Below are 13023 nucleotides of genomic sequence, written 5' to 3'. Positions count from 1 at the left end.
CGCGCGCATGATGTGCCGACAGCCGCCGAGGTGGAACAAGGAGACCCGCGATGACGCCCGTACAAGTCGATTGGCTGTCCGTGCTGCTCGGTCCCCTCGTCCTCGTCGGGCTGGCGCTTGCCTTCTTCGCCGCGCGTTCGGCGTCCAAGAGGGGCGAGCCGATGCCCGGCTGGGGGAAGGCCGTCCAAGGCGTGGCGATCGCCCTCGCCATGTTCGTGGCCGTCGCCAACATGACCTGGGGCGGCTCGTAGGACCGGAAGCGCGAGGTGCTGCCCCTGGTCAAGAGGCGACTGTCCACGACGGCGCGACTACCTAGTGCATGCGTCCTGGTGCGTACGGTACCGTGATGGTCACTCTTCGTTACCATCGGGAACCTGAGGTGGCATGTCATGGCCCGTGTCTGGGAAGCCGACCCATCGGCCTTATTCGTCAGGCGATTGGGCAAGTCAGCAGAAGAGTTGGGCCACTCCCAGGGCAAGGCGGAGTGCCCGGACATCTGGCAGCTCAGCAACGGCGACATCGCTGTCATCGGCCGTGATCTGACCGCTCACTATGGTTCGCGCCTGCCGGAAGGCGTGGCAGTCAGGGCTGACGAGCGGATCGTCGTCATTCCCGGCAACATGCTCAGCGCGGCAAAGCCGGACATCGCCGATGCTTGACGTTCACGCTCCCGCCCTCCCCGAGAAGCGCGGCCAACGGCTAGGGCGCGAGGAGTACCTTCGGGATTTCCGTGCTCGGGATGCGGCTATCCGCAACGGGGACTCATGGAAACTTGAACGGCTGCAGCATTTCGAGGAGGTGGGCAGTCCCTCCCGTGACGCGCTGCGACGCGGCGATTGGGGCATGGCGCTGCGCTTGCTCGATGAGGGCCGTGACAATCTGCGCGCGATCCAAGCGGACGATGAGGCACGCGGCTCGGCATTCCACCGCGTACGCGTGGTCGAGGAGCCTCTGAGACCATACGTACAGTGGGAGCTGCATTCACTGCGGATCAGTGCCGAGTACGGGGAGCGGGTGCGGATCCTGCCTGCCGGGGCGGTCGCCGCGGCCGAGGCGGACGGACTGCTCCCGGAACTGACCATTCAGGACGGCAAGGTGCTCTTCCGCGTCCTGTACACCGATACCGGGGTGCCGGACGGTGCGATCCGCTTCACCGACCCGGACATCGTCGAACCGTGGACGGAATACGTGCGGGACGCCTACGCGACCGCGGAGGACATCGCCTCCTACTTCGACCGTGCCGTCGCGCCGCTGTCGCCGCCCCCGGCGGCCTGACCCGGAAAGGACACACTCATCGGCACGCCGGCAGACGCCAATGGATCGCCCGGAGACTCGGCCAACGACCTCTCCGGCTCGTCCCACGATGTCGTCCAGGCAGGGAATGTCACCGGTGACATCCACTTCCACCAGGCACCGGAAGCATCTGACCGTCCGCGAACCGTCCCTCGTCAGCTTCCTGCCGACGTCTACACCTTCGTCAACCGGACTGACGAACAAGCCCAGTTGCACACCATCCTCACCGGCCGGGACGGCGGCCAGGCCCGCGTGTCCGTGTATGTGGTGGCCGGCACGGCGGGGGCAGGCAAGACCTCGCTGGCCCTGCGCTGGGCTCACCAGGTCAAAGACCGCTTCCCGGACGGCCAGCTCTTCGTGGATCTCCGGGGCTACGATCCAGGAGAGCCCGTCACCGCCGAGCAGGCTTTACGCCGTTTCCTTCGCGCGCTCAGCGTGGCCTCAGGCGACATACCGCAGGACGTGGACGACGCCGCCGCCCTCTACCGTTCCCTGCTCGCCGACCGCCGGATGCTCATCCTGCTCGACAATGCCGCCACCGCCGGCCAAGTGCGCCCGCTGCTCCCCGGCGGCGGGGACAGCCTCACCGTGGTGACCAGCCGCAATCGCCTCGCCGGCCTCGCCGTACGGGAAGGCGCCCGCAGGATCACCCTCGGCATGCTTCCCGAGCCCGAAGCCATCGAACTATTGCAGGCTGTCACGCAGGACTACCGGTCGGGAGACGACGAGGACAAGCTCTCAGAGCTGGCACGGCTGTGCGCGCGCCTCCCGCTCGCACTGCGTATAGCCGCGGAGCGCGCCGCCAGCCACCCTCATCTCCGCCTCGACGACTTGCTTGACGATCTGCGTGACGAGTCCGCGCTCTGGGACGCGCTCAGCACGGGAATGGACGAGGAGGCCGAGGCTGTCCGTACGGTCTTCGCGTGGTCCTACCGCACGCTGCCACCCCACTCCGGGCGAATCAGCGTCCTTCGCCGACTGGCTCGACTTCGGGCTCGTCGGTCTGGAGTCCGCCGAGCGCGTGGACGATACGGACGGACAGCTCCTGCTGCTCAACCAGCTCGGCATGTCGTACCGATCCGTATCCCAACTCGACCAGGCAGTGCACTACCTGGACCGCGCCCTCCTCCTTGCCCGCAGTGCCAGGAAACCCATGGATGAGGCGCATGCCCTCAACCTCCTAGGCCTCATCCATCTGCGTACCCGCCGACTCGATGCCGCCGCCGAACACTTCGCACAGGCCATCAGCATCTTCCGGGAAGTGGACAGTGACCGCTGGGCCGCCTCCGCTCTGTCCAACCTCGCCGGCACCCACCTGGAAGCGGGCCGCCTCCGGGAAGCAGGCGACGCGATCGAAACCGCCCTCGCCGCTCACCGTTCCCTGGACAGCCGGCAGAGCGTAGGCAACGCCCTGTGGCTCACCGCGAAACTCCGTCGTGAGCAAGACGAGATCGAGGCGGCCCACGAGGCCATCGACGAAGCTCTCGAGATCGCTCTGAGCCTGCGCAATCGTGGGCTGGAAGGCTTCTGGCTCATCACCCTCGGTGACATTCAGCGCGCCAGCGGACAGTACGGCGATGCTCTGGCCTCCTACCAGCGGTCGGCCATGCTCCACCGACGCCTCGGTGATCGCGCTCGCGAAGCCCTGGCCTGGCGCGGCACGGGACAGACGTACGCCGCAACAGGCCGCCACGGCGACGCTGCCGCCTTCCACCGCCAGGCTGCGGCGGTCCACCGCGACCTCGCGGCTACGTGGGAACTCGTCGTGGAGCTGGACCACTTGGCTGCAGCCGTCCAACCAGAAGACGCCGAGGCTGCCCGCGCCCACTGGGCCGAGGCCCTGACGCACCTGGCGCCGTATGCCGATCCCCGGGCCATGGCCGTGCGCTCACGTGTGGAAAGGCGGCTGGCCGAGCCCGGGGAATGACGGCCGCCGGGGCGTCACTTCATGTCTTGGTCATGGATTTCGGTGTGTGCCGCGCGCCAGACCGTGCGCAGTTCTGCCGCTGTCTCGCAGTCTTCACCGTGTGTCCGGCACCGGTCCTTGCAGACTGCGGCATGCGTGATGAACGCGGACCATGCCCGTGACTCGGCCTCGCGGGCCGGGTTCTTGCCCGCGCTCGCGGGACCGTGCTGCGCGGCAGCGGACGTCTCGTCGACCACCCGTGCGTGTTCGGTCATGGGGTTACCCCCTTTCGGGCCTGTGGCCGGTCCACCCATGCCCAGTGGAGCCAGAGGGCGTGCCGCCGTTCCTCATGCCGGACCACGTAGGCCCGTACGAGCGGGCCTGTGTCCACCCACTCTGTCGGCGGTGCCGAGGGGGGCGAGGCATGCCGCGCGTTGCGGTGCGTTCGCTGGGAGGGGATGCGCGGTGGCCATGCGGCTGGCGTCGACTGCTCGCGCACAGCTACCGGCAGCGGCCGGCCGACGGGCGCCTTGGCGCCGCGCCGGCGCTTTCCGCGCCGGGGGCGATGTGGCCAGAAGGCCATCGCCCAGGCGAGGAAGCGAACGATAAGGTCTAACAAGGTCAACAGCTCCTGTCTGTTGGCTGATTGCCCCGGGATGGCGCTGCCCGCCGTCCTGGGGCGCTTCTGTGTTGGGGCGGCAGGGGCCCCGCCTGCGGAGTGACGAGGCCCCTGCGCGTGGGACTCGACCAGCGACCACGGGGGCGCGGTGCTGGGAGTCCTCTTGCACCCGTTACGCGGTGACTCCCTGTCGCGTAACGGGAACCTGTGCTGAAGTTATAGGGCCATACCGGAAGTCGTCATACTCCGGCGCAGAGAACAACTGCGTAGAGGTTGCGGACATGGCCGACAACGGCCGTGCCGTACGGGACAGCAAGGATCAGCGCGGCCCGCATCTGACGTTCACAAGTGGGGCATGGCAAGCGTTCCTCCTGTGCGTCAAGCAGCGGGAGTTCGACCGCTAGGCGGCGCAGCTCAGACGCACGAGGGCATCCTGCGAGCCGTTGCCGGGGGCGTAGCTCAGTCCACCACGCGCCCCCGGCGGGTGCAGGGGGCGGCCGACCCGGTGTCCTGGTTCTTTGCCCGGCGGGTGGCTGGGCTCACGACAGGCTCCGCTGCGCTGCGCCGCGACAGCTGCCGCGCGGTGGCTGCCCGGTCAGTCCAGCAGTGCGCTGGACCGAAGGCGCGCGAGCGCGACGAACGGGCCGGCGAACGCTGGACGGCATGGTCCGGACGCCGCGTGCGGGCATCGTCTCGCGTCTTCGGCACACAGCGGCCAGCAGCGGGAACGGAGAAGGGCGCCGAGGCAGCGTCGCCGTCCAGCCCAACGAGTCATCACCCGCCTACGGGTGGCGGAGCGGCGGGTGGTCGCCCGGAGCGCTGGAGGCCGGTCCGGTTGGGGCCTCCACCCACCTGCTCTTAAAAAGATGCTTGATCTGCATCAAGTACTGCATCAAGTGTTTTTCTGAGAGCAGGTGGGTGGAGAGCCGATCCCGTCCCCCGGTGCCTGCCCATCCGTCGCGCTCCCGCGCCCCCGGTCCAGCGCACCGCTGGACTGACCGTTCGGCAGCAGCTGCGGCGGAGCGCAGCGGAGCCCGTCCTGAGCTCAGCCGCCCGCCGGGCCGAGGAACCAGGACACCGGGCCAGCCGCCCCCTTCCCCCTTCTCGCTGGCGCGTTGGACCCGGAGGGTCCGCGACGAAAGCCGCACCCGCGAAGCGCAGCGAGCCGCACCCACCCCGCCCGTACAGCGGGGGTTCGAGCGTGGGCTCCGCCGACGCCTCGAAACACGCCCCGACTACGCTGCAGGCGCATGGACCCGATCTTCCGGCTTCCACCCAATTCCCCGCTGGCCGTTACCGTTTCCGAGGACTGGGGCCTGATCCCGTTGCGTGTTCCGGCCGGTTGGAACGTCATCTACAACCAGCTGTCGGCCCGACGCCTGCCGGATGGAAGGGTCGAGGCCAACGACTCCGAGGATCTGTACTGGGCGCGTACGGCACCGCCGCCGTGGCTGACTGCGGAAGAGGTAGCGGAGGAGGGCGATCTGCGGGCTCGGGAGATCAACATAGACGCCGGCTGGTACGACGGCTACGGCTTCCGCGTCGTCGTCCTCGACCCCGACTGGGACCATGAGCGGGCCTCCTACACCACTCCCGACCTCGGCGAGTTCGTCGCCACCCTGGAGGCGTGGATGTGGGTGATCACCCAGCGAGGGAAGCTCCCCACGTCGTGAGCCGGTCCCGTGCGCCGCACACCCACCACGACGAGCTCGTCCCGCGACCGTCCCACCCGCAGTTGCCCTGCACAGCGCGCCACCGCCGGTCCGCGGCACCACGCGATCCGGCTACCCCCGGGACCCCCGGGAGCAGCGCGTCACCGCAGAGCGGTCCGCAACGCCCGTACCAGCGCCTGTGGGCGCGGGTCGGCCGTGACGCCGCGCTGCATTCCGTTGGTGACATAGCCGAAGCCGATGCCCGATTCGGGGTCGGCGAAGGCGAGGGAGCCCCCGCGGCCCGGGTGGCCGAAGGAGCCGGGGGTCAGGAGCGGGGATGCCGGGCCGTGCAGCATGTAGCCGAGGCCGAAGCGGGTGCCGATGACCAGCACCTCGTCCGGGCCCGCGGACTCTTCCGTACGGGCCAGGGTGAGCGTCGCGGGTGCGAAGAGGCGGCCGCCGGATCGCAGGGGGCCTGCCGAGGGCAGCGGGCCGATGAGCGCCGCGTAGAAGCGGGCCAGCGCGTCGGCGGTGGCGACGCCGCCCGAGGCGGGCAGTTCGGCCTCGAGGTAGGCGGGGTCGTTCTCGTCCGGCGCCGGGCTGATCGCCCCGAAGGCGCGCCGGGTGAGCGAGTCGGGGTTCTGGTACGCCTCGGCGACCGACCGCTTGGGCCGCAGCCGCGGGCCCTGTGCGGCGGGCACGGGCGGGGCCTCCACGGGCCCGATCCGGCCGACGCGGGCGCGCTGCTCGGGTGGCAGCCCGAGCCACAGGTCGAGCCCCAGCGGCCGGGCTATCTCCTCGGCTATCCAGCGGCCGATGGTCCGCCCGGTGACCCGCCGGACCAGCTCGCCGATCAGCCAGCTGTAGGTCTGCGCGTGGTAGCCGTGGGCGGTGCCCGGCTCCCACACGGGCTGCTGGGCGGCGACCGCCCGCGGGCCGTGGAAGCCGTCGATGGCCTGGACGGGGGCCAGCGGGGTGTCCAGTACGGGCACCCCGGCGCGGTGGTTGAGCAGATGCCGTACGAGGACCCGCTCCTTACCGTTCGCCTTGAACTCCGGCCAGTACGTGCCGACCCGGCCGTCCAGGTCGAGCTGGCCGCGCTGGTGGAGCAGCAGCGGGACGGCGGCGGCGATGCCCTTGGTGACGGACCGGACGACCTGCGCGGTGTCCTGGGCCCACGGCTCGCCGTCGGGGCCTCCAGCCCCTCCCCCGCCGTGGGCGTCCTTCGTACCGCCCCACAGGTCGACGACCTTGTGGCCCTCCCGGTACACCGTCACGGCCGCGCCGCGGTCGCCGCGCCGGGCGAAGTTGTCCACGAAGGCGTCCCGGACCGGTTCGAATCCGTCGGCCACCGTGCCCTGGACGTCCACCACTGATCCGTACTCCCACCATGCCGAGGGCGAAGTGTGCTCCCCCCATGGTGCATCGCCCCCGCCGGATACCTCAGACCGGGGCCGTCACCGAGCGGGGGTCGAAGCCGAAGGGCAACTCCAGTCGATTTTCCCTCATCAGGGCCTCGTCGCACAGCAGGTCCTGGGTGCGGCCGTCGGCGGCGATCACTCCGCCGCTGAGCACCACGGAGCGCGGGCACAGCTCCAGCGCGTACGGCAGGTCGTGGGTGACCATCAGCACCGTGACGTCCAGGGAGCGCAGGATGTCGGCCAGCTCACGGCGCGAGGCGGGGTCGAGGTTGGAGGAGGGCTCGTCCAGCACCAGGATCTCCGGCTCCATGGCCAGGACGGTCGCCACCGCCACGCGCCGCCGTTGTCCGAAGGAGAGGTGGTGCGGCGGGCGGTCGGCGAACTCGGCCATGCCGACCCGCTCCAGGGCCGTGCTCACCCGCTGTTCCAGCTCCGCGCCGCGCAGCCCGGCCGCGGCCGGGCCGAACGCGACGTCCTCACGCACCGTCGGCATGAACAGCTGGTCGTCGGGGTCCTGGAAGACGATCCCGACGCGGCGGCGGATCTCGGCCAGATTCCGCTTGGAGACCGGCAGCCCGGCCACGGTGACGGTCCCCGCGCCCGCGTCCAGGATCCCGTTGAGGTGCAGGACCAGGGTGGTCTTGCCCGCGCCGTTGGGCCCGAGCAGCGCGACGCGCTCGCCGCGGGCCACGGTCAGGTCGACGCCGAAGAGGGCCTGGTGGCCGTCGGGGTAGGCGTACGCCAGACCGGATACCCGGAGGGAGGGCGCGTGGGAGGGCGGGGTGGTCCGGGGGGTGGTCTCGGGAGTGGTCTCCGCGGGAGACGAGCCGGTCATATCAACATCCATCCGGTCAGGCAGACCACCAGCGCGGTCAGGGGAAGGGCCGCGGCGGACAGCCACTGGGCCCGGGTCGCCGTCATATCGTCGATCACGGGCATGGTGCCCGCATAGCCCCGGCTGATCATCGCCAGGTGGACCCGCTCGCCGCGCTCGTACGAGCGGATGAACAGCGCCCCGGCGGACTTGGCGAGCACGCCCCAGTGGCGCACCCCGCGCGCCTCGAAGCCGCGCGACTGGCGGGCGATCCGCATCCGCCGCATCTCGTCCGTGATGACGTCCCCGTAGCGGATCATGAACGACGCGATCTGGACCAGCAGCGACGGCATCCGCAGCCGCTGGAGCCCCAGCAGCAGGGCACGCAGCTCGGTCGTGGAGGCCAGCAGCACGGAGGCGGCGACCCCGAGCGTGCCCTTGGCCAGAATGTTCCAGGCGCCCCACAGGCCGGAGCGGCTGAGCTCCATCCCGAGCACCGCGACGCGCTCGCCGTCCGCGACGAACGGCATCAGCACGGCGAAGGCCACGAAGGGGATCTCGATCAGCAGCCGCCGCAGCACATACCCCGCCGGAATCCGCGCCACCGCCGCGACCGCCGCCAGCGCCACGGCGTACGCCCCGAAGGCCCACACCGCCTCGCGCGGGGTGGAGACGACGACCAGTACGAAGCAGAGCACCGCGGCGATCTTGCACTGCGGGGGCAGGGCGTGCACCGGCGAGCGGCCCTCCCGGTACAGCTTGTGGGCGTGACCCGCGCCCATGTCAGACCGTCTCGGAGGGGTGCGCGGACGGAACGGCGGCAGGCCCGGCGGCGGCCTTCTTGGCGCGGCGCCGTACGACGATGAACAGCCCCGAGCCCACGGCGAGGGTCGCGCCGACCCCGATCACCCCGGCCAGGCCGCCGGAGAGCCGGGCGTCGGAGATGTCCTTGACGCCGTAGTCGGCGAGCGGGGAGTCCTTGCTGGCGTGGTCCTCGGTCTTCTTGTCGATGCCGTTGTCGCGGGCGACCTTCTCCAGGCCGTCCGGGCTGGCGGACGCGTAGAAGCTGACCACCCCGGCACACAGCAGCGCCGCCGCGACCCCGATCGCCCACACCCGCCGCGCCGACCGCCGCCCCCCGGCCGCCGGGGCCGCGACGCCCCCCGACGCCACGGCCCCTGCCTCTGTGGCACCGCCGTCTCGCGTCGCCGTGGCGGCGGACGGCGTGGCGGCGGCCGGCACGGGCGCGGCGGGCGTGGCCGTCGCCGCGGGGGGCGCGCCCGGGGTGGCCACGACAGCCGTACGGATCTCCAGGGTGCGCGTCAGACCGCGCGCGCCGTATACGAGGTCGGGGCGGACGGACACCACCGCGCTGACCGTCAGGGCCGTGATCACGGCCTCGCCGATGCCGATCAGTACGTGGACGCCGACCATCGCGGTGAAGACCTTGCCGAGCGAGACATGTGTCGTGCCGCCGAGCGCGTAGATCGCGGTGAAGGCGACGGCCGCGGCCGGTACGGAGAGCAGCGCGGCGACGAAGGAGGCGACGGTCACGGAGCGGCGCCGGCGGGGCGTGAGCTTCAGGATGACGCGGAATACGGCGTACGCCACCACCGTGGTGACCACCGCCATATCCGTGATGTTGACGCCGAGCGCGGTGAGGCCGCCGTCCGCGAAGAGCACGCCCTGCATGAGCAGCACCACGGAGACGCACAGCACGCCCGTATAGGGGCCGACGAGTATCGCGGCCAGCGCCCCGCCGAGCAGATGCCCGCTGGTCCCGGCCGCGACCGGGAAGTTCAGCATCTGGACGGCGAAGATGAAGGCGGCGACGAGACCGGCCAGCGGCGCGGTGCGCTCACCACCCGAGCCGACGGAGCCACCAGCACCCCCGGCGTCGCCCAACTCCCGCCGGGCGCCGCGCAGGCTGACGGCTACCGCCGCCGCCGCGACCACGCCCGTCGCCACGGACACCGGGGCGTCGATAAATCCGTCGGGGACATGCATGACGGGGCTCCGCTTCTGCGCCGGGGGTGTCCGCTACATCCACGGAATCCGCCAATCCGGTTATCCGCCCGATGATGGTAACCCGCTATTGCAACCTATTCGCAAGAGCGCTCTACCCGCGAAAGCCGGCGCACACACGTGCCGTACACAACGACGGCGGCCCTCCGCGCACTCGCGAAGGGCCGCCGCAACACCGGAACCGGGCTTACCCGGACTTACACCCGGGTCAGATCCGCATCGGGATCCCGCTCATCCTTCTCCGCACGCACCGCGGGTTCTGGGGCAAGCTGCTTGCGCAGGCCCTCGCCCTCCACGTCCACGTTCGGCAGCGCCTTGTCCAGCCAGCGCGGCAGCCACCACGCGGCCTTCCCGAGCAGCGCGAGCACCGCCGGAACGATGGTCATACGGACGATGAACGCGTCGAAGAACACCGCGATGGCGAGGCCGAAGCCGATCATCTTCACCATCGACTCGGACGAGCCGATGAACCCGGCGAAGACACTCATCATGATGACCGCGGCGGCGGTGACCACCCGGGCCCCGTGCTTGAAGCCCGTGACCACGGCCTGGCCCGGCCGCTCGCCGTGGACGTACGCCTCGCGCATCCGGGTCACGAGGAACACCTCGTAGTCCATCGCCAGACCGAAGACCACACCGATCATGAAGATCGGCATCATGCTCATGATCGGGCCGGGCTCCTCGACGTTGAACAGGCTCCCGCCCCAGCCCCACTGGAAGACCGCCACGACCGCGCCCAGCGCCGCCACGACGGACAGCAGGAAGCCGAGGGCCGCCTTGAGCGGCACCAGCAGCGACCGGAAGACCACCATCAGCAGCAGGAAGGCCAGGCCGACGACCAGCCCCAGATAGGGCAGCAGCGCGTCGTTCAGCTTCTGCGAGATGTCGATGTTCATCGCCGTCTGGCCGGTCACCAGCATCTCGGCGCCGGTCCCGGACTTGAGGGACGCGGCCTCGTCCCGGATGTGGTGGACCACATCCTCGGTGTCGACGCTGCTCGGCTTGTACTTGGAGATGACCGTCAGCATCGCGGTGTCATTGGCCTTGTTGAACCGAGCCGGGCTGACACTCGCGACGCCGTCGACGTCGTGGATGGACTTACGGGCCTGCTCCACCGCGCCCTTGGGATCGTCGCTGCCCTTGGCGTCGACGACCACCATCAGCGGTCCGTTGAAGCCCGGGCCGAAGCCCTCGGACATCAGGTCGTACGCCTTGCGCTTGGTGGTGTCGGTCGGCTGCGAGCCGTCGTCGGGCAGGCCGAGCTCCAGGCTGGCCGCGGGGAGCGCGGCGGCGCCCAGGCCGAGCACGGCCACCAGCAGCACCATCACCGGGCGGCGCAGTACGAAACGGGCCCAGCGGGTACCCGCGTTGGGCTTCTCCTCGCCCGCGGCCTCGCCCTCCGCGCCCTTCTTGGCGGCCTTGCGGACCTTACGGCTGAGCACCTTGCCGCCCGCGAAGCCGAGCAGGGCCGGGATGAGGCTGATCGCGATGAGCACGGCGATGACCACCGTGCCCGCCGCGGCGAAGCCCATCTTGGACAGCATCGGGATGTTGACGACCGCGAGGCCGACGAGCGCGATGACGACCGTGAGCCCGGCGAAGACCACCGCGGATCCCGCGGTGCCCACCGCGCGCCCGGCGGCCTCCTCCCGCTCCTGCCCCTCGGCCAGTTCCGCCCGGTAGCGGGAGACGATGAACAACGCGTAGTCGATGCCGACCGCGAGGCCGATCATCATCGCCAGCGTCGAGCTCGTACTGGAAAGACCCAGGGTGGTGGCGAGGGCGGTGATCCCGGAGATGCCGATGCCGACCCCGATGATCGCGGTGAGCAGCGGCAGTCCGGCGGCGACCAGCGAGCCGAAGGTGATCAGGAGGACGACCGCCGAGATCGCGATGCCGATGATCTCGGTGGCGCCGGTCTCGGGCATCTGCTCCAGCGCGTCACCGCCGATCTCGACCGTCAGCCCCGACTTGCGGGCGTCCTGGCCCGCCTCCTTCAGGGCGTCCCGCGTCTTGTCCTCCAGCTCCATGGCGCTGACCTTGTAGGTGGTCAGGACGTATGCCGTGGTGCCGTTCTTGCTGACCCCGCCCGCCTTGTACGGGTCGGCGACCGAGGCGACCTCGTCCGAGCCCGACTGGAGCTCACGGACGGTCTTTTGGACCGTGGCCTTGTTGGCCGCGTCGGTCATCTTCTCGCCGGCCGGTGCGCGGAAGACCACGCGCGCGGTGGCACCCTGCGCGTTACCGCCAGGGAAGCGCTGTTCCAGCACGTCGAAGGCCTTCTGGGCCTCCGTACCAGGGATGGAGAAGGTGTCGTTGGAGGGTGGTGAGGCGGTGGCGGCCCCGACACCGGCGACCGCGAGGAGCGCCACCCATATCAGGGCGACGAACCGACGTCGCCTGAAGGCGAATCGGCCGAGTTTATAGAGGAACGTGGCCACGAGGAGAGGTGCTCCCGTCGAGTAGGCGTGACTGGCAGGGGTGGGGAACCAGACGGCGACGAGAGCGGCGCGCCGGCTGGAGCTCTATGGGGTTGTGTGGTGGTGGAGCCGGGGTGCGGGGAGAGTGGGGGGGGAGGGGCGCCTCAGGGGGAGGCTGGGGACCGGACGCCGAGGGCGGGGAGGATCACGGCGTCGATGTAGTCGAAGAGATAGTCGGCGTCGGGCTCCTGGGCTTCGACCAGGGCCCGGGTGGTGAAGGCGCCGACCAGCATGTGCACGGTGTAGCGGAGGGCGGGGCGGTCCGGGGCGACCTCACCGCGGTCGACGGCCCGCCCGAGCACCGTCTCGAAGGCGGCGAGCTCGTGCTTGACCATGAGTTCGCGCAGCGCCTCGAGCAGATCCGGGTTCTGGTGGGCGGCCAGGGCCAGCCCTCGCATCAGGGCCGCGTCCCGCTCCCGGGCATGGTCGCCGCACCGCACCATCTCGCGCAGATCGCCGCGCAGCGAGCCGGTGTCGATGTCTTCGAGCGAGACGGGCTTGGTGTGCCGCAGCGCGGTGGCCACCAGCTGCGGCTTGCTCTTCCACTGCCGGTAGAGCGTGGCCTTGCTGGAGTGGGTACGGGCCGCGACGGCGTCCATGGTGAGCGCGTCGTAGCCGACCTCGGTGAGGAGGCCCATGACGGCTTCGTACAGCTCGCCCTCCCGCTCGGGGGACAGCCGGCTGCGGCGTCGGTCCAGTGCCTGCATCGTGCCCTCCTTCCCGAACATGGGAGCGTCACGAACGAAACGGTTTCGTACACCAATAGCGTAAGCGCAGTTCTGAGTGGCACTGTACGAAACGAGCCCGTTTCGC

Annotated in this window: 14 protein-coding genes; 7 read left to right on the top strand and 7 right to left on the bottom strand. The window is 70.4% G+C overall.

The window, feature by feature from the left end:
• Window positions 1-50 precede the first annotated feature (50 nt).
• The 5 genes from ACFV2X_RS22185 (at window position 51) to ACFV2X_RS22165 (ending at window position 3220) form a co-directional block, all read left to right on the top strand.
• Window positions 51-251, top strand: coding sequence for a hypothetical protein (locus tag ACFV2X_RS22185; protein ID WP_385619014.1), 201 nt, complete (start codon window positions 51-53; stop codon window positions 249-251).
• 138 nt (window positions 252-389) lie between these two features.
• Window positions 390-659, top strand: coding sequence for a hypothetical protein (locus tag ACFV2X_RS22180; RefSeq protein ID WP_385619012.1), 270 nt, complete (start codon window positions 390-392; stop codon window positions 657-659).
• Window positions 553-1275, top strand: coding sequence for a DUF6879 family protein (locus ACFV2X_RS22175; protein ID WP_385619011.1), 723 nt, complete (start codon window positions 553-555; stop codon window positions 1273-1275). The genes ACFV2X_RS22180 and ACFV2X_RS22175 overlap by 107 nt, the downstream gene beginning before the upstream one ends.
• 228 nt (window positions 1276-1503) lie before the next feature.
• Window positions 1504-2454: an NB-ARC domain-containing protein gene (locus tag ACFV2X_RS22170; protein WP_385619009.1), complete on the top strand. Its 951-nt coding sequence runs from the start codon at window positions 1504-1506 to the stop codon at window positions 2452-2454.
• Window positions 2360-3220, top strand: coding sequence for a tetratricopeptide repeat protein (locus tag ACFV2X_RS22165; RefSeq protein ID WP_385619007.1), 861 nt, complete (start codon window positions 2360-2362; stop codon window positions 3218-3220). The genes ACFV2X_RS22170 and ACFV2X_RS22165 overlap by 95 nt, the downstream gene beginning before the upstream one ends.
• 14 nt (window positions 3221-3234) lie before the next feature.
• Here ACFV2X_RS22165 and ACFV2X_RS22160 read toward each other — a convergent pair whose 3' ends face one another.
• The gene (locus ACFV2X_RS22160; RefSeq protein WP_385619006.1) at window positions 3235-3474 is read right to left on the bottom strand and encodes a hypothetical protein; all 240 of its coding nucleotides are present in this window, start codon (window positions 3472-3474) and stop codon (window positions 3235-3237) included.
• A gap of 412 nt (window positions 3475-3886) precedes the next feature.
• On the opposite strand from ACFV2X_RS22160, the gene ACFV2X_RS22155 reads away from it, so the two are divergent.
• Window positions 3887-4222: a DUF397 domain-containing protein gene (locus tag ACFV2X_RS22155; protein WP_385619005.1), complete on the top strand. Its 336-nt coding sequence runs from the start codon at window positions 3887-3889 to the stop codon at window positions 4220-4222.
• An 846-nt stretch (window positions 4223-5068) separates the two neighbouring features.
• The gene (locus ACFV2X_RS22150) at window positions 5069-5491 is read left to right on the top strand and encodes a hypothetical protein (RefSeq protein WP_385619003.1); all 423 of its coding nucleotides are present in this window, start codon (window positions 5069-5071) and stop codon (window positions 5489-5491) included.
• 140 nt (window positions 5492-5631) lie between these two features.
• Here the strand turns inward: ACFV2X_RS22150 and ACFV2X_RS22145 are convergent, their stop codons facing one another.
• The 6 genes from ACFV2X_RS22145 to ACFV2X_RS22120 form a co-directional block, all read right to left on the bottom strand.
• Window positions 5632-6840, bottom strand: a complete 1209-nt coding sequence (locus tag ACFV2X_RS22145) for a serine hydrolase domain-containing protein (protein WP_385619203.1) — start codon at window positions 6838-6840, stop codon at window positions 5632-5634.
• Between the two features lie 73 nt (window positions 6841-6913).
• A complete protein-coding gene (locus tag ACFV2X_RS22140; RefSeq protein WP_385619001.1) occupies window positions 6914-7726 on the bottom strand; it encodes an energy-coupling factor ABC transporter ATP-binding protein in 813 nt (270 codons plus the stop codon).
• Entirely contained in the window at window positions 7723-8487 is a 765-nt protein-coding gene (gene cbiQ / locus ACFV2X_RS22135; protein ID WP_385618999.1) for a cobalt ECF transporter T component CbiQ, read from the bottom strand. Before cbiQ ends, ACFV2X_RS22140 begins: the two co-directional genes overlap by 4 nt.
• 1 nt (window position 8488) lies before the next feature.
• Window positions 8489-9712, bottom strand: coding sequence for an energy-coupling factor ABC transporter permease (locus ACFV2X_RS22130; RefSeq protein WP_385618997.1), 1224 nt, complete (start codon window positions 9710-9712; stop codon window positions 8489-8491).
• A 215-nt stretch (window positions 9713-9927) separates the two neighbouring features.
• Window positions 9928-12171, bottom strand: a complete 2244-nt coding sequence (locus tag ACFV2X_RS22125) for an MMPL family transporter (protein WP_385618994.1) — start codon at window positions 12169-12171, stop codon at window positions 9928-9930.
• 143 nt (window positions 12172-12314) lie between these two features.
• A complete protein-coding gene (locus ACFV2X_RS22120; RefSeq protein ID WP_385618992.1) occupies window positions 12315-12917 on the bottom strand; it encodes a TetR/AcrR family transcriptional regulator in 603 nt (200 codons plus the stop codon).
• Window positions 12918-13023: the final 106 nt, after the last annotated feature.

Origin of the sequence: Streptomyces sp. NPDC059679 (genome assembly GCF_042734105.1) — a bacterium.
In the GTDB taxonomy this organism is placed as follows: Bacteria; Actinomycetota; Actinomycetes; order Streptomycetales; family Streptomycetaceae; genus Streptomyces.
The sequence above is the reverse complement of the archived record's forward strand: the minus strand, read 5'-3'. Positions and strand labels throughout refer to the sequence as shown.